This window comes from Pseudaminobacter soli (ex Li et al. 2025) (assembly GCF_003012705.1).
Classification (GTDB): domain Bacteria; phylum Pseudomonadota; class Alphaproteobacteria; order Rhizobiales; family Rhizobiaceae; genus Pseudaminobacter; species Pseudaminobacter soli.
The window spans coordinates 213,577-230,182 of record NZ_PXYL01000004.1; the positions used below are offsets into that span (position 1 = coordinate 213,577).

Sequence of the window (16,606 nt, forward strand, 5' to 3'; positions counted from 1 at the left end):
AGCTCGCCCGCAGCGGCACTATCTAGGCTTCGGCAGTCACTCCCGCCGACAGAAAGCCGCCGTCGACGGCAAGCGTGTGCCCATTGATGAAGCTCGCCTCGGGCGACAGGAGGAAGGCCACGGCCGCCGCAACCTCTTCCGGTTCGCCATAGCGCGCCTGCGGCACGCGGCCGATCCAAACCCGCCGAGCCTCGATGGAGCACCCCTCCGAGGCCGCATCATCCGTGGGTCCGGGTGCGACGCAATTGACACGCACGCCGCGACTACCGAACTCCAGAGCCAACACATCCGACATCAGCTTCACGCCTGCCTTGGAGGCGCCATAGGCAAGATGGCCGCGATTGGCGCGCATGCCCGAAACCGAGGAAATGTTGACGACAGACAAGGTCTGCCCCATGCGCTCCAGCGCTGCCTTGGCCGCGATGAAGGCGCCGACCAGATTGACATCGAGAAGCTCGCGCAACAGTTCGGCACTGGTTTCCTCGGCGGAGGCGTCGCGCGCGATGCCCGCTGCATTGACCAAGCCGCCGATCAAACCGAGCCGGTCCACCACCTCGTCGAAGGCTGCGTCGAGCTCGTCTTCGTCGGTAACATCCGCCTGGATGAAAATGGCGTTCTCGTCGGCGAACAGATCCTCGGCGGCGATCAGCGCCTGTTCGTCTATGTCGATGATCGCCACCGGCCAGCCGTCATCCAGAAGCCGGCGAGCAATGGCAATGCCTATACCCGATGCGCCTCCGGTGACGACGGCCGAATGTCTCATCTAATGCGATCCAGGATCGAGACGTAGTTGGCGACCGCAGCGCCGCCCATGTTGAAGATGCCGCCGAGCTTCGCGCCCGGCACCTGAATGCCGCCGGCCTCGCCGGTCAACTGCATCGAGGTCAACACATGCATGGAAACGCCGGTGGCGCCTATCGGATGGCCCTTGGCCTTGAGCCCTCCGGAAGGATTGACCGGCAGCTTGCCATCCTTGGCGGTGTAGCCGTCCAACGCAAGCTTCGCGCCCTCGCCCGGCTTGGCGAGCCCCATCGCCTCGTATTCGATCAGTTCGGCTATGGTGAAGCAGTCATGCGTCTCGACGAAGGACAGGTCGTCCAGCGCCACGCCGGCCTTCTTCAGCGCATGCTTCCATGCTTGCTCGCAGCCTTCGAAGGCGAGGATGTCGCGCTTGGACATCGGCAGAAAATCCTGCACATGCTCATTGGCACGGAAGGCCACCGCGCGGCGCATCGCCAGCGCGTCCGAGCTGTCCATCAGCACCAGCGCGGCCGCGCCGTCCGACACGAGCGAGCAGTCGGTGCGCTTGAGCGGACCGGCAACGAAGGGGTTCTTCTCGCTTTCGGTGCGGCAGAACTCGAAGCCGAGATCCTTGCGCATCTGCGCATAGGGGTTTTCGACGCCGTTCTTGTGGTTCTTGGCCGCGATCATGGCCAGCGCGTCCGACTGGTCGCCATAGCGCTGGAAATAGGCCTGCGCGATCTTGCCGAAGACGCCGGCAAAGCCAGCGGGCGTATCGCCATCTTCCGGCAGATAGGAGGCCTTCAGGAGGTTCTTGCCGATTTCGGCGCCGGGCGTCGTCGTCATCTGCTCCGCCCCCACCACCAGCACCACCCTGGCAGCCTTGGCGTCGATGGCGCGGATGCCCTGACGTACGGCCGCCGAGCCGGTCGCGCACGCGTTTTCCACGCGCGTCGCGGGCTTGAAGCGCAGGCGGTCATCCGTCTGCAGCACAAGGCTCGCCGTAAAATCCTGCGCCGAGAAGCCGGCATTGAAATGACCGAGCACGATCTCGTCGACGTCGTCCGGGCCGAGACCGGCATGGTCGAGCGCCTCGGCCGCCACCTTGGTGATCAGGCTTTCGAGCGTTTCGCCTTCGAGTTTGCCGAAGCGCGAATGCGCCCATCCGACGATACAAGCAGTCATGAGACTCTCCGAATTCCGGTGGACATTCCTAGCATACTAAGAACGCATGCGTAACTGTTCAATCATGAACATAATGCGCCAGTCGCCGGCCGGCAACTAGGCCGTGGTTCCGTCACCCCTCTGTGGATTGTCGCAGCCACCACAACGGGCGATGGGATTTTTATTGATTGATCAGTTAATTAAAAATAGGCTTGCCGCTGGAGGAATTTAAGTGCCCAAGGTCGGAATGGAACCCGTGCGCCGCAAGGCGCTGATAGACGCGACGATCTCTGCGATCGGCGAGCGCGGGTCGCTGGACGTCACCATGTCCGAGATCGCGGGCCGCGCGGGCGTGTCGTCGGCGCTGGCGCACCACTATTTCGGCGCCAAGGACGAACTGCTGCAGGCCACCATGCGCTACCTGCTGTCCGAGCTCGGCGCGGATCTGCGCGCCGCCCTGCCCGGCTCGACCGGCCCGCGTGAGCGCGTGCTGGCCGTCATCGCGGTGAACTTTTCCGACAAGCAGTTCCAGGCCGAGACCATCGCCGCGTGGCTCGCCTTCTATGTCGAGGCGCAGAAGTCGCCAGCGCTCCGCCGCCTGCTGCGCGTCTATGCGCGCCGCCTGCATTCGAACCTGATGAGCGGGCTTTGCGCGCTGATGCCGCGCACTGAGGCCGACCGCGTCGCCGAGGGCATCGCCGCCCTGATCGACGGCTTCTACATCCGCCGCGCCCTCAAGGATGGCGCGCCGAACGCGGCAAGCGCGGTCGCGGTGATCGAAGATTATCTCGAAACGAAACTCCAGCAGCACAAGACAGCCTCATGAGCGGCCGCCCCAACATACTGATCATCATGGTCGACCAGTTGAACGGGACGCTGTTCCCGGACGGCCCGGCCGACTTCCTGCACGCGCCGCATCTCAAGGCACTGGCCGCACGCTCGGCCCGGTTTCGCAACAACTACACCGCCTCGCCGCTCTGCGCGCCGGGCCGCGCCTCCTTCATGAGCGGGCAGCTGCCGTCGCGCACCGAGGTCTTTGACAACGCCGCCGAATTCGCCTCCTCGATCCCCACCTTCGCGCACCACCTGCGTTCGGCGGGCTATCACACGGCGCTTTCGGGCAAGATGCATTTCGTCGGCCCCGACCAGTTGCACGGCTTCGAAGAACGGCTGACCACCGACATCTACCCGGCCGACTTCGGCTGGACGCCGGACTACCGTAAGCCGGGCGAGCGCATCGACTGGTGGTATCATAACCTCGGCTCGGTCACCGGCGCGGGCGTGGCCGAAATCAGCAACCAGATGGAGTATGACGACGAGGTCGCCTTCCTCGCCGGGCAGAAGATTTACGAACACGCCCGCGCGTCGGAAGCCCCGCAGCATCGTCCCTGGTGCCTGACCGTCTCCTTTACCCATCCGCACGACCCTTACGTCGCGCGCCGCAAATATTGGGACCTCTACGAGGACTGCCCTGCGCTGGAGCCGGAGGTCGGCTTCATCCCGAAGGACAAGCAGGATCCGCATTCTCAGCGGCTCTACCTCGCCAGCGACTACGACAACTTCGACATCACGCCCGAGCAGGTGCGCCGCTCGCGCCGCGGCTACTTCGCCAACATCTCCTATCTCGACGACAAGGTAGGCGAGTTGATCTCGGTGCTCGAACGCACCCGCATGCTGGACAACACCGTCATCCTGTTCTGCTCAGACCACGGCGACATGCTCGGCGAGCGCGGCCTGTGGTTCAAGATGTGCTTCTACGAAGGCTCGGCGCGCGTGCCGCTGATGATTGCCGGCAAGGGCATCGCGCCCGGCCTGATCCAGGCGCCGACATCCAATCTCGACATCTGCCCCACGCTTTGCGACCTCGCCGGCATAGACATCGCCGACATCATGCCCTGGACGGACGGCCAGTCGCTGAAGCCGCAAATGCAGGGCCAGCCACGCAGCGAACCAGTGCTGATGGAATACGCCGCCGAGGGCTCATATGCGCCACTGGTGGCCATTCGCAACGGCAAATACAAGTTCGTGCATTGCGAGATCGATCCGCCGCAACTCTTTGATCTGGAATCGGATCCGCTTGAGCTGACCAATCTCGCCGCCAATCCGGCCAATGCCGTGCTGGTCGCCGGTTTCATGGAAAGAGTTCAGGCGCGCTGGGACATGGCTGCCTTCGACAAGGCGGTGCGCCAGAGCCAGGCACGGCGCTGGGTCGTCTATCCGGCACTCCGGAACGGCTCCTACTTCCCGTGGGATTTCCAGCCGCTTCGGCAGGCTTCCGAACGCTACATGCGCAACCACATGGATCTCAACGTGCTCGAAGAGCAGAAACGCTTTCCGCGAGGTGAATGATGACTACGCCTATCGTCCCCACCCTCGACCATATCAGGCGCGCCTATGCCGCCACCTCGCAGGTGACGCAGCTGACGCCGCTTCTGGAATCCCGCCCTCTCACCGCGATGACCGGCGCGGCTCGCGTCTTCATAAAGCCCGAGTCGCTGCAATGGGCCGGCTCCTTCAAGGTGCGCGGCGCCTATTGGCGGCTGAAGCAGCTTTCGCCGGAAGAAGCCAAGCGCGGCGTTGTCGCCTACTCGTCCGGCAATTTCGCGCAAGGCCTCGCCGCCGCCGGCCAGGCGCTCGGCATCCCGGTCACCATCGTCATGCCGATCGACGCGCCTGCCGCCAAGCGTGACGCCACGGCGGGCTATGGCGCGCGCGTGGTGCTGACCGACCATGGCGCGCGGCCCCGCGAGGAAGTCGCCTCGGAACGCGCCCGCGAAATCGCCAAGGAAGAAGGCCTTGCCCTGCTGCACCCGTTCGACGACTCGGAGATCGTCGCGGGCCAGGCCGGCGCCGGTCTCGAAGCAATCGACCAGCTGGCCGCCAAGGGCGCCAAGGCCGACATCGTGCTTTGTGCTGTGGGCGGCGGTGGCCTGATTGGTGGCGTGTCGCTCGCCTTCCACTACCTCTCGCCCGAGACGCAGGTGATCGCCGTCGAGCCGGAAGGGTTCAACGGCATGGGCACCTCGCTCGCCAAGGGCGCAATCGAAACCATGCCGCTCGTCTCGCCCTCGATCTGCGATGGCCTGATGGCGCGCAAGCCCGGCGAAGCCCCCTTCGCCGCCGTTAGCGCCGCCGGCGTGCGCGGCCTGGCTGTCAACGACGCTTCGGTGCGCCGCGCCATGAAGATCGCCTTCGAACGGCTGAAGCTCGTGCTCGAGCCTTCGGGCGCCGCAACTCTCGCTGCCCTTCTCGACGGCGGCCTCGACCTTGCCGGCAAGACTGTTCTGGTCGTCGCCACCGGCGGAAACGTTTCCTTAAATGATTACATGAGGCACCTTGCCGATGCTTGAGGCAGATTTCGTCATTGTTGGTTCCGGCTCGGCGGGTTCGGCCATGGCCTACCGGCTGTCGGAAGACGGCAAGCATTCGGTCATCGTCATCGAATTCGGCGGCTCGGATATCGGCCCGCTGATCCAGATGCCTTCGGCGCTTTCCATTCCGCTCAACATGCCGCTCTACGACTGGGGTTTCTCCAGCGAACCCGAGCCTCATCTCGGCGGGCGCGTGCTGGCCACGCCGCGCGGCAAGGTTTTGGGCGGCTCCTCCTCCATCAACGGCATGGTCTATGTGCGTGGCCACGCCCGCGATTTCGATCACTGGGCCGAGCAAGGCGCAATGGGCTGGGGCTATGCCGACGTGCTGCCCTACTTCAAGCGCATGGAGCATTCGCACGGCGGCGAGGATGGCTGGCGCGGCACCAGCGGGCCGCTACATGTGCAGCGCGGCAAGCGCGTCAACCCGCTCTATGCGGCCTTCATCGAGGCAGGCCGGCAGGCAGGATTCGAACTGACCGACGATTATAACGGCTCCAAGCAGGAGGGCTTTGGGCCGATGGAGCAGACCATCCATCGCGGCCGTCGCTGGTCGACCGCCAATGCCTACCTGCGCCCCGCCCTAAAGAGGAAAAACGTTCGCCTGGTCAATGGCTTCGCGCGAAAGGTCGTCATAGAGAATCAACGCGCCGTCGGCGTCGAGATCGAAGCTCGCGGCAAGATCGAGGTCGTGAAGGCGCGGCGCGAAGTGATCGTGGCCGCCTCGTCCATCAATTCCCCCAAGATCCTGATGCTGTCGGGCATCGGCCCCGCGCAGCACCTAAAGGCCCATGGCATCGCCGTCGTCGCGGACCGTCCAGGCGTCGGCGCCAATCTGCAGGACCATCTCGAACTCTACATCCAGCAGGAGTCGACCAAGCCGATCACGCTGAACTCCGTCCTCAACCCCGTCTCCAAGGCTTTGATCGGCGCGCAATGGATGCTGTTCAAGAACGGCCTGGGCGCCACCAACCACTTCGAGGCGGCTGCCTTCGTGCGCTCGGCCGCCAATATCGATTATCCCGACATCCAGTATCACTTCATCCCGGCGGCCGTGCGCTATGACGGCAAGGCTGCGGCAAAGTCGCATGGCTTCCAGGCCCATGTCGGACCGATGCGTTCGAAATCGCGTGGCGCAGTCACGCTGCGCTCGCCGGACCCGAAGGAAAAGCCGGTCATCCGCTTCAACTACATGTCGCACCCGGATGACTGGGCGGAGTTCCGCCGCTGCATCCGCCTTACCCGCGAAATCTTCGGCCAGGCAGCCTTCGACGCCTATCGCGGCCAGGAGATCTCGCCGGGCAAGCATGTGCAGACCGATGCGGAACTCGACATGTTCATCCGCGACCATGCAGAAAGCGCGCTCCACCCGTGCGGTACCTGCCGCATGGGGCGCCACGACGATCCAATGGCGGTGGTGGACCCGGAATGCCGCGTCATCGGCGTGGAAGGCCTGCGCGTGGCCGATTCCTCCATCTTCCCGCGCATCACCAACGGCAATCTCAACGGCCCCTCGATCATGACCGGCGAGAAGGCAGCCGACCACATCCTTGGTCGCACACCGCTTGCGCCTTCCAATCAGGAACCATGGATAAACCCGCGCTGGCAGGTCTCGGACCGTTAAGCTAGAGCATCAAGCCGAAATAGATTCCGGAGACGACTATGCGCGCTCAACCTAAAGCCTCGCACTATATCAATGGCCGCTTCGTGGACGACGAGCGCGGCGCGCCTATCCCGGTCATCTACCCGGCGACCGGCGAAACCATTGCCACATTGCATTCGGCCACGCCCAATGTGATCGAACTGGCAATCGAAGCCGCGCGTGCCGCGCAGCCCGCCTGGGCGCGGCTCAAGCCCGTCGAGCGCGGCCGCATCCTGCGTCGCGCGGCAGACATTCTGCGCGCCCGCAACGAAGAGCTCGCGCGCCTCGAGACGCTGGACACCGGCAAGGCGATCCAGGAAACGTTGGTCGCGGACGCGCCCTCGGCGGCCGACTGCCTTGAATATTTCGCTGGCGCCATCGGCGCTTACAACGGCGAGTTCATCGATCTCGGCGGCCCCTTCGCCTATACCCGGCGCGAAGCGCTCGGCGTGTGCGTCGGCATCGGCGCCTGGAACTATCCGATCCAGATCGCCGGCTGGAAGTCTGCGCCTGCGCTCGCCATGGGCAATGCCATGGTGTTCAAGCCCTCCGAAAACACCCCGCTTTCAGCGCTTGCGCTGGCCGAGATCTACACCGAGGCCGGCCTGCCGGACGGACTGTTCAACGTGGTGCAGGGCTATGGTGACGTCGGCGGCGCATTGGTCGACCATGACGTCGTCGCCAAGGTTTCCGTGACCGGCTCGGTACCGACCGGGCGCAAGGTGATGTCGCTCGCCGGCTCCAAGCTGAAGCACGCGACGATGGAACTCGGCGGCAAGTCGCCACTCATCGTCTTCGACGACGCCGACCTCGAAAATGCCATCGGCGGCGCCATGCTCGGCAACTTCTACTCGACCGGCCAGATCTGCTCGAACGGCACCCGCGTCTTCGTCCAGAAAGGCCTGCATGACCACTTTGTGGAGCGTCTCGTCGAGCGCACCAAAACGATCCGCATCGGCGATCCACTCGATCCCGAGACTCAGATGGGGCCCCTCGTCAGCAAGGCACAGCACGACAAGGTTGTCGGCTACATTCAGATCGGCAAGCTGGAAGGCGCAAAGCTCGCCTGCGGCGGCAACGTGCCTTCGCTTCAGGGCTTTGACGGCGGCTTCTTCGTCGAGCCCACCGTCTTCACCGGCGTGACCGACAACATGCGCATCGCCCGCGAGGAAATCTTCGGGCCGGTGATGAGCGTGCTGTCCTTCGACACCGAGGAGGAAGTGATCGCGCGCGCCAACGCCACTGAGTTCGGTCTGGCCGCCGGCGTCTTCACCAAGGACATCGCGCGCGGGCATCGCGTGATTTCGGAGTTGCAGGCCGGCACCTGCTGGATCAACGCCTACAACCTGACCCCAGTCGAAATGCCCTTCGGCGGCTACAAGCAGTCGGGCATCGGCCGCGAAAATGCGCGCGAAGCGCTTGGCCATTACTCGCAAGTCAAGTCGATCTATGTCGAAACGGGGGATGTTGCGAGCCCCTATTGAGGCTCGCAAACTGAATCTATTTTCTCTTCCAACATACTGTTTGGAAAGAGCTTTTGCGGCGGCGTAAAGCCGCCGTTTTCAGTTCTCGCTGGTGCTGTCCAGATACTGCATCAGCGCACAGACGAGATGATAGAAGATCGAGGCCGGCACTTCGCTTGCCATCGAGCGGCCGCGCTCATCGATCCTGTCGATCCAGAGGCCGAGCGGCGCCGGGTCGATATGCCAGCGGAACAGCCGCCCCACCCGCGCCTCGATCTCGGGCTTGAGGTCGGGACCCTCCGCGCCGTCGAGGGCGATGGCCGCCTTGATCGCTTCGGTCTGCGGCCAGCTACGCGAGACCCGGTCGAGCGGCATTCCCTGGCGTGAGACGGCGCCATAGGCGAGCCCCGTCGCACGGTTCAGTCCGTTGGCAACGGCCGAGGCGTAAAGCTTGCGGGCATAGGCGGTAAGGTTCTTCTGACCGCTCTTGGCGGCGAAGTCGACCAGGAGCGAGGCCCATTCGAAATGATGGCCCGGCTCGGTCCAGGTGCCCTTCTCGCCGGCGGCAGGCAGCCACTCGTCGTTGAAGAACTCCCCGAGCGTCCAGCTGTCGGGGTCGAAGAAGTGGTTGCGGAACAGATCGACGATCCGCGCCGCGCGGCGCAGATGGTTGCGGTCGTAGGTGGCCGCATGCCAGGCGAGGAAAGCCTCCAGAAGATGCATATGCGGGTTGGAGCGGCGCAGCCCCTCCCCAGCCGACGTCTCCATGAAGCCGGTCAGCCGCTCGTCCTCGAGATGCTGGTCGAGGAACGCAAGGGTTTCCTCGCCAAGCCGCAACGCGTCGGGGTTGCCGCACATATGCGCATAGGCCAGTGCCAGCAAGACGCAGGAATGGTCGTAGGCGTCCTCCGCGGCGTCTGCCACGCTGCCGTCGATGTTCATCGTGCGCACCCAGCCGCCGCGTTCCGTGCGCCCGTTGCCGGACATGAAGGCGAGGCCGTGCGCGATGAGTGCATCGGCAGGGCCGTCCCACCCGCGCAGCTTGGCGACGGCAAAGGCGTAGACCTGGCGAGCCATGGTGCGCATACGCTTGGGCTTCACCAGCGGCTTGCCGTCGAAGCCTAGCGCCTCGTGGAAGCCGCCCAGGCGATCGTCCACGCCGACCGTGGACCAGAGCGGCAACGTCTCCTCGAACAGCCAGTGCTGCACGCGCTTGCGCCAGGCGCCGCTCACCAGCACCCGATCGCGCGAGGGCGTGAACTTGGTTTCGAGGCGGCCACTCTTTTCAAGCTGTTCGACGATCTTCTTGACGTCCTGGCTGTGGCTGACCGGCGCCACGAAGGTCGCGTCCATGGTGGCGACAATCGCGATGTCTTTCAGCCCTATGGCCGAGAGCAGCCTACCCTCGCTGCGCATGTATGAGTTCTCGCAATCCATCGCGACGACGTCGCCGACGACGACGTTGCCCTGCCCGTCGGTCGGGCTGACATCGAGCAGCGACTGCCAGGAGCCGAGGTCGTTCCAGCGGAAGGTCGCCGGCACCATGGCGATGCCCGCCGCGTGCTCCATGATCGCGTAGTCGATGGAGTTCGACGGAATGACCTCATAGAGCTCCAGCGGCATGTAGAGGCCCGAGAGGTCCGCATTCGCCTGCCTGAAGGCCCGCTCGGCGGCCTGCCAGATCTTCGGCTGATGCTTTGCGAATTCGTCGCGCATCGTGCTGGCGCGGAACAGGAAGATGCCGGTGTTCCAGAAGAAGTTCCCCGCCTCGAGGTAGGCCTTGGCCGTTTCGAGATCGGGCTTTTCGACAAAGCGCGAGACGTCGCTGACACCCGCGCCATTGCCCGCAACCTCGATATAGCCGTAGCCGGTTTCCGGCTGGTTCGGTCGGATGCCGAACACCACCAGCCTTCCGTCGCTTGCGGCGGGCACGCCACGCTCGATGGTTTCCCAGAACTGGGTGTCGGTCGAAATCTGATGGTCGGACGGCACCACTAGCACGATGCCGTCGCCATAGGCGGCCAGCGTCTGCAGCGTGGCGATCGCAACCGCGGCAGCCGTATTGCGGCCGACCGGCTCGAAGATCGCCGTGCCGCCGGCAAGGTCGATTGTGGCAATGTCGTCCTGCACGCGGCCGGCATGGCGCTCGGATGCAATCAGAAAGACAGGCGTTTCGCCATGGGGTCGCGCCTTCAGCCGGCGCAGCGTCTTGACCAGCATCGAGCCGTCGCCCGACAGGTCGTGGAACTGCTTGGGATTGTCCTCGCGCGACAGCGGCCAAAGCCGCGAGCCCACGCCGCCGCTCATCACGAAACTGACAATCCGCTCTGTCATGGCAACTGCCCCCGTTCAGAATGTCTGGTTATAGGCGCCCACCTCGGGGCTGCGGCGCAGCACTGCGTCGAGCCCGTTGAACATTTCCCGCCGGCGTTCGGATGACACCGGGCTCTCCACCACAACCACGATCTCCGGCTTGTTGGATGAAGCACGCACAAGGCCCCAGGTGCCGTCTTCGGCCACCACACGCACGCCGTTGACGGTGATGAGATCGGTGATCTTCTGGCCGGCGAATGTGGCACCACTTTGCTTCATAGCCGCGAAATCGGCCACAACACGATCGACGACGCCATATTTCAGCTCGTCCGGGCAATGCGGCGACATGGTCGGCGTGCCATGGGTCAGCGGCAGGTCGCGATAGAGATCGGCCATGCTGCGCCCCGGATTGCGGTCCAGCATCTCGCAGATGGCAATCGCGGTGACGAGCCCGTCGTCGTAGCCGCGGCCGATCGGCGGGTTGAAGAAATAGTGGCCGGACTTCTCGAAACCGGCAATGGCGCCGATCTCGGTCACCCGCCGCTTCATGTAGGAGTGACCCGTCTTCCAGTAGTCGGTTTTGGCTCCGTTCCTGCGCAGCACCGGATCGGTGGCAAACAGCCCCGTGGATTTCACATCGGCCACGAAGACCGAGTTGGGATGGATCGCAGATATGTCGCGGGCGAGCATCACGCCGACCTTGTCGGCAAAGATCTCGTTGCCCTCATTGTCGACCACGCCGCAGCGGTCACCATCGCCATCGAAGCCGAGGCCGACATCCGCACCGGTCTCCAGCACCTTGTCGCGGATCGCATGCAGCATGTGCATGTCTTCGGGGTTCGGATTGTAATGCGGGAAGCTGTGATCGAGCTCGACGTCGAGCGGAATCACCTCGCAGCCGATTCGCTCAAGCGCCTCGGGGGCAAAGGCCCCGGCTGTGCCGTTGCCGCAGGCGGCCACGACCTTCAGCTTGCGCGAGATCCTGTGACCCTTGGTCAGATCGTCCAGATAGGTTTTGCGGAAATCCGGCACGAACTCATAGGCCCCGCCACCGATGAGATCGAAATCGCCTTCGAGCACGATCTTCTTCAGCGCGCTCATCTCGTCCGGTCCGAAGGTCAGCGGCCGCGCCGCCCCCATCTTCACGCCGGTCCAGCCATTCTCGTTGTGTGAGGCGGTCACCATCGCAACCGAAGGCGTGTCGAGCGCAAACTGCGCGAAATACGCCATGGGCGACAGCGCCAGCCCGATATCCTTCACGCGTGCACCCGCCGCCATCAACCCCGCAGTCAGCGCCAGCTTGATGGACATGGAATAGCTACGGAAATCGTGTCCGACGACGATGTCGGGGCCGACGCCCAGCCGGTGGATCAGTGTGCCGAGCCCCATGCCGAGCGCCTGCACCCCGATGAGGTTCAGTTCCGGCGCCTTGTCCGAGCCGGGATGGCCGAACCACCAGCGTGCGTCATATTCGCGAAAGCCGGTCGGCTTCACCAGCGCGCTGGTCTCGAATGCAAATGTGTTGGGCTTGGTCTCACCAACGATCTTGAAGGTCACGCGGTCCGCTCCGAATTCAGCTGGTCGGATTTTACAATAGCAGCAACGGCTTACTGCCGCATTAAGCCTCAATATCCGTCTTTCGGCTGGCACAAAATCGAAAGGTGTGGGTCAATGCAAGAAAAGCGAAGTTTCTTCGCCTGACAACCAGTTTGCCGCTTGCGGAGTTTTTTTTCGGCGGCTATAAGCCCGCCGTCTGGTCACGGAGTGTAGCGCAGCCTGGTAGCGCACCTGCTTCGGGAGCAGGGGGTCGCAGGTTCGAATCCTGCCACTCCGACCAGAAAAAATCCGGCTTTCCCGACCGGGCTTCACCTCACGAACTTGTGTTACCTTTCGTCAGTGGCGCGCAGAGCGGCTTGCCGCTATGGTGCCGGACCATGAGCGCAAAACTCCATTTCCTCTATGGAATCATCGTTGCGGCAGGCGCCATCGCGCCCTTGCAGGCCTTTGCGAATGGCAACCAGCCGTTGCCCGGGGTCAAGCAGCCGGACCCCATCGTTCAGGCGCCGCAGCCGGAGCCGGACGAGCAGCCCACTGCAAAGCCCGGCACCTTCAAGGTCGGCAATTTCGACGTAAAGGTCTCCGGCAGCATCACCGTCGATGTCGGCGCCGGCAGAATCAAACCGCCCCGGTGATTCCCGGGACGATTTTTCAGCTTTCCATCAAACGGCGACGCGGAATCGCTTCACATCGATCGCGGCACTCATAAGCGCCTGCGTGTAGGCCTCGCGCGGATTGTCGAAGATCTCGTCTGTCTGCCCCTCTTCGACGATCTTTCCCTGTTTCATCACGATGATGTAGTCGGCCATGGCGCGGACGACCGCAAGGTCGTGGCTGATGAAGAGGTAGGAAAGATCGTGCTCTATCTGCAGCTGCCGCAGGAGCTCGACGATCTGCTTCTGCACCGAACGATCCAGGGCCGAGGTGGGCTCATCCAAAACCACCAGTTTCGGCTTGAGAATCACCGCGCGAGCGATCGCGATGCGCTGCCTCTGCCCGCCCGAGAATTCGTGCGGGTAGCGGTTGCGCATGTTTGGATCGAGCCCAACCTCGCGCAGCGCCTCGACCGCACGCTGATCACGTTCCCTGGACGAGAGCGACGGCTCATGAACCAACAGGCCCTCGGTGATGACCTGGCCTATGGTCATGCGCGGCGATAGCGAGCCGAACGGATCCTGGAAGACCAGTTGAAGCTCCCGCCTCAGCGGCCGCATGGTCGCGGTGTCGGCTGCCGAGATGTCGCGATGGTCGAACCGGATTGCCCCCTCGCTCGGCAAAAGCCGCAGCAGTGCCCGCCCCAGCGTCGACTTTCCCGATCCTGATTCGCCGACGATGCCAATGGTCTGCCCACGCTTAAGCGCCAGCGAAATACGGTCCACGGCCTTCAGGACGAGATGAGGCCCGGCCAGAAAACCGCCTCCGATCTTGAACGTCACCTCGACGTTCCGGCCTTCGAGCAGAACAGGCGCACTGCTCTGCGGCGATACCTTCCTGCCGGTCGGCTCGGCTGCCAGCAGCATCTTGGTGTAGTCGTGCTTGGGCGCTGAGAACACCTTTTCGGCGTTCCCCTCCTCCACCACCTCGCCCGAGCGCATGACATAGACGCGATCGGCGAAGCGCCGCACGATGCCGAGATCGTGGGTGATGAAGACGATGGCCATGCCAAGCCGGCGCTGAAGGTCGGCAAGCAGCGCCAGGATCTGTGCCTGCACGGTCACGTCGAGCGCGGTCGTCGGCTCGTCGGCAATCAGGATGTCGGGATCGTTGGCAAGCGCCATGGCGATCATCACGCGCTGGCGTTGGCCTCCCGACATCTCATAGGGGTAGGACTTCATGCGCCGTTCCGGGTCCGGTATCTTCACCAGTTCCAGAAGGCGTACGGCTTCCTTGCGTGCCTCCGCCGCGCTCAGCTTGCGATGGCGGCGGATCGGCTCCGTGAGCTGGTTGCCGATCGTGTAGAGCGGGTCCAGCGAGGTCATCGGCTCCTGGAAGATCATGGTGATCTTCCTTCCGCGCACCTCGTTGAGCGAAGACCTGTCGAGTTCGAGCAGGTTCGTGCCGCGATAATCGACGGCGCCTGTCGCCTCGCCATTGGACGCCAGAAGGCGCATCGCCGCCATCATGGTCTGGCTCTTGCCCGATCCGGATTCGCCGACGATGGCGACCGTTTCGCCCGCATTGACATGCAGGTTGATGCCTTTGACGGCGTCGACCTGGCCGTCGAGTGTGCGGAAGCACACGCGCAGGTCCTTGACTGACAGGATGGGTTGGGAAGTGATCGTCATGGCTTCAGCGGTCCTTCGGATCGAGCGCATCGCGCAGGCCATCGCCAACGAAATTCAACGCAAACAGCGTGGTGACCAAGAAGAAGGCAGGAAACAGCAGCAGCCAATTGGCGGTGCCGATGTTCTTGGCTCCGGTCGAAATCAGCACGCCCCAGCTCGTCATCGGCTCCTGAACGCCGAGCCCGAGGAAGGACAGGAAGCTTTCGAGGATGATCACTTGCGGCACCAGCAGCGTCATGTAGATCACGACCACGCCGAGCAGGTTGGGCACGATGTGGCGCACCAGAATGCCGCCGCGCGTCACGCCCAGCGCTTCGGCCGCCTGCACATATTCCTGCCGGCGAAGTGACAGGGCCTGCCCACGCACGATGCGCGCCATGTCGAGCCACAGCACCGCGCCGACGGCGAGGAACATCAGCACGAAGTTTCGCCCGAAGAACACCACGAGCATGATGACGAAGAAGATGAAGGGCAGCGAATAGAGCACATCGACGATGCGCATCATCACCTCGTCGGTCTTGCCGCCGATGAAGCCTGCCGTGGCCCCGTAGATCACGCCGATCGCCACTGCCACGATGCCGGCCAAAAGGCCGATGGCCAGCGAGACGCGCCCCGCCATCAGCGTGCGCGACAGCAGGTCACGGCCGGTATTGTCGGTGCCGAACAGGAAGTACTGCTGTTTTACCGACGCACTCATCGTCAATTTCAACCCGTCGTCGGATTTGTTTTCGATGCGGGTGTCGTGGAAGGTGTCGGAGCGGTCGAGATAGCGCGTGCTGCGCTCGTCGACCGGCTTGGAGCCCTGCACCGTCACGAAGACCCGGTCGCCATCCTGGTGCCATTCATCGATGTCGACACGCATGCGCTTGACCGCATCGCGCAGCGCGCTTTCGATCATATCGGCCTTGGGATAGGCCGACAGGCTCGGTGGCGTGCGCACATAGTCGGCATAGATGGTGGTGTAGTTGTGCGGCACGAGGTTGGGCCCGACCACGCAGACGAGCGCCATGAGGGCCAAGTAGAACAAGCTGACCATGGCAGCCTTGTTGGACTTGAGGCGCGCCCAGGCATCGCCCCAGAATGAACGCCCGGCGACGGGCGCGGCGATCGCAACGTCAGTCATAGCGTACCCTCGGATCGACGAAGGCATAGAGGACGTCGACGATCAGGTTGAACAGGATGGTGAAGATCGCGATCATGACGACCGTGCCCATCACCAGCGTGTAGTCGCGGTTGAGCGCCGCTTCGACGAAATAGCGACCGACGCCAGGGATGGCGAAGATGGTCTCGACGATGACCGAGCCGGTCAGCAGCGCCGCCGCGGTCGGGCCGGCATAGGAGATGATCGGCAGGACCGCGCCTCGAAGCGCATGCTTGACCACCACCGACCATTCGGAAAGCCCCAGCGCACGTGCTGTGCGGATGTGGTGCGAGCGCATGGACTCGATCATTGAGCCGCGCATCAGGCGCGCGATAATCGCGATCTGCGGCAATGCGAGCGTCAGAACCGGCCCCACCTTGTTGATCAGTGCGCCATCGCCCCAGCCGCCAATGGGCAGCAGCTTCCAACTCAGCCCGAACACAAGCTGGATGATCGGCGCGATGACGAAAGTGGGGATGGTGCTGCCGGCAGCGGCCAGAGCAATCACGCTGTAGTCGGCCCGGCGGTTCTGGTTGAGCGCGGCAATCACGCCGAGCGTGCTGCCCAGTATGAGAGCCAGGATCAGGGCCGAGGTGCCAAGCTGTATCGATATCGGCAAGCCCTTGGCGAACAACTCGCCCACCGTGAAATCGGGCATGTTGTAGCTTGGCCCGAAATTGCCGTGCAGCAGATTGTTGAGATAGTTCAGATACTGTTGCCAGAGAGGATCGTTCAGACCGAACTGGGCTTCGAGATTGGCCTTGATAACAGGACTCAGCCCACGTTCCTGGTTGAATGGGCCGCCGGGGGCCACGCGGATCAGGAAGAACGCCAGCGTCACGATGACGAAAAGCGTCGGGATAGCGGTCAGTAACCGCCGGAATACATAGAGCAGCATGGATTTTCCCCGCTGTCAGGAACCGACTCCG

13 protein-coding genes and 1 tRNA gene are annotated in these 16,606 nt (G+C 63.6%); 7 read left to right on the forward strand and 7 right to left on the reverse strand.

Annotated elements, in window-relative coordinates; all coding sequences use genetic code 11:
- Positions 1 to 22: 22 nt before the first annotated feature.
- Positions 23 to 763, reverse strand: coding sequence for an SDR family NAD(P)-dependent oxidoreductase (locus C7I85_RS09930; protein WP_106723808.1), 741 nt, complete (start codon positions 761 to 763; stop codon positions 23 to 25).
- Positions 760 to 1,926, reverse strand: a complete 1,167-nt coding sequence (locus tag C7I85_RS09935; protein ID WP_106723809.1) for an acetyl-CoA acetyltransferase — start codon at positions 1,924 to 1,926, stop codon at positions 760 to 762. Before C7I85_RS09935 ends, C7I85_RS09930 begins: the two co-directional genes overlap by 4 nt.
- Positions 1,927 to 2,137: 211 nt before the next feature.
- Here C7I85_RS09935 and betI point away from each other — a divergent pair, with 211 nt between their 5' ends.
- From betI to betB, 5 genes are read left to right on the forward strand one after another with little or no spacing between them, the layout of a single operon-like run.
- Complete coding sequence (betI, locus tag C7I85_RS09940) at positions 2,138 to 2,731, forward strand: transcriptional regulator BetI (protein WP_106723810.1); 594 nt, start codon at positions 2,138 to 2,140, stop codon at positions 2,729 to 2,731.
- Positions 2,728 to 4,254: a choline-sulfatase gene (betC, locus tag C7I85_RS09945; protein WP_106723811.1), complete on the forward strand. Its 1,527-nt coding sequence runs from the start codon at positions 2,728 to 2,730 to the stop codon at positions 4,252 to 4,254. Before betI ends, betC begins: the two co-directional genes overlap by 4 nt.
- Positions 4,251 to 5,255 (forward strand): threonine/serine dehydratase, encoded by a 1,005-nt coding sequence (locus C7I85_RS09950; RefSeq protein WP_428832840.1) that lies wholly within the window; start codon positions 4,251 to 4,253, stop codon positions 5,253 to 5,255. The genes betC and C7I85_RS09950 overlap by 4 nt, the downstream gene beginning before the upstream one ends.
- Entirely contained in the window at positions 5,248 to 6,900 is a 1,653-nt protein-coding gene (gene betA / locus C7I85_RS09955) for a choline dehydrogenase (protein WP_106723812.1), read from the forward strand. Before C7I85_RS09950 ends, betA begins: the two co-directional genes overlap by 8 nt.
- 38 nt (positions 6,901 to 6,938) lie before the next feature.
- The gene (betB, locus tag C7I85_RS09960) at positions 6,939 to 8,402 is read left to right on the forward strand and encodes a betaine-aldehyde dehydrogenase (protein ID WP_106723813.1); all 1,464 of its coding nucleotides are present in this window, start codon (positions 6,939 to 6,941) and stop codon (positions 8,400 to 8,402) included.
- Positions 8,403 to 8,480: 78 nt separating this feature from the next.
- Here betB and C7I85_RS09965 read toward each other — a convergent pair whose 3' ends face one another.
- A complete protein-coding gene (locus tag C7I85_RS09965) occupies positions 8,481 to 10,715 on the reverse strand; it encodes a mannose-1-phosphate guanylyltransferase/mannose-6-phosphate isomerase (protein WP_106723814.1) in 2,235 nt (744 codons plus the stop codon).
- 15 nt (positions 10,716 to 10,730) lie between these two features.
- Positions 10,731 to 12,251: a phosphomannomutase/phosphoglucomutase gene (locus tag C7I85_RS09970; RefSeq protein ID WP_106723815.1), complete on the reverse strand. Its 1,521-nt coding sequence runs from the start codon at positions 12,249 to 12,251 to the stop codon at positions 10,731 to 10,733.
- 203 nt (positions 12,252 to 12,454) lie between these two features.
- Between C7I85_RS09970 and C7I85_RS09975 the strand changes: the two genes are divergently transcribed.
- Together C7I85_RS09975 and C7I85_RS09980 are read left to right on the forward strand one after the other, a co-directional pair.
- Positions 12,455 to 12,531: transfer RNA gene (locus C7I85_RS09975), tRNA-Pro, on the forward strand.
- A gap of 97 nt (positions 12,532 to 12,628) precedes the next feature.
- A complete protein-coding gene (locus C7I85_RS09980) occupies positions 12,629 to 12,886 on the forward strand; it encodes a hypothetical protein (RefSeq protein WP_106723816.1) in 258 nt (85 codons plus the stop codon).
- 27 nt (positions 12,887 to 12,913) lie between these two features.
- On the opposite strand, the gene C7I85_RS09985 is transcribed toward C7I85_RS09980, so the two are convergent.
- From C7I85_RS09985 to C7I85_RS09995, 3 genes are read right to left on the reverse strand one after another with little or no spacing between them, the layout of a single operon-like run.
- On the reverse strand, positions 12,914 to 14,536 hold the full coding sequence (locus C7I85_RS09985; protein ID WP_106724095.1) for an ABC transporter ATP-binding protein: 1,623 nt from the start codon (positions 14,534 to 14,536) through the stop codon (positions 12,914 to 12,916).
- A gap of 4 nt (positions 14,537 to 14,540) precedes the next feature.
- Entirely contained in the window at positions 14,541 to 15,659 is a 1,119-nt protein-coding gene (locus C7I85_RS09990; RefSeq protein ID WP_106723817.1) for an ABC transporter permease, read from the reverse strand.
- Positions 15,652 to 16,575 (reverse strand): ABC transporter permease subunit, encoded by a 924-nt coding sequence (locus tag C7I85_RS09995; protein ID WP_106723818.1) that lies wholly within the window; start codon positions 16,573 to 16,575, stop codon positions 15,652 to 15,654. Before C7I85_RS09995 ends, C7I85_RS09990 begins: the two co-directional genes overlap by 8 nt.
- Positions 16,576 to 16,606: the final 31 nt, after the last annotated feature.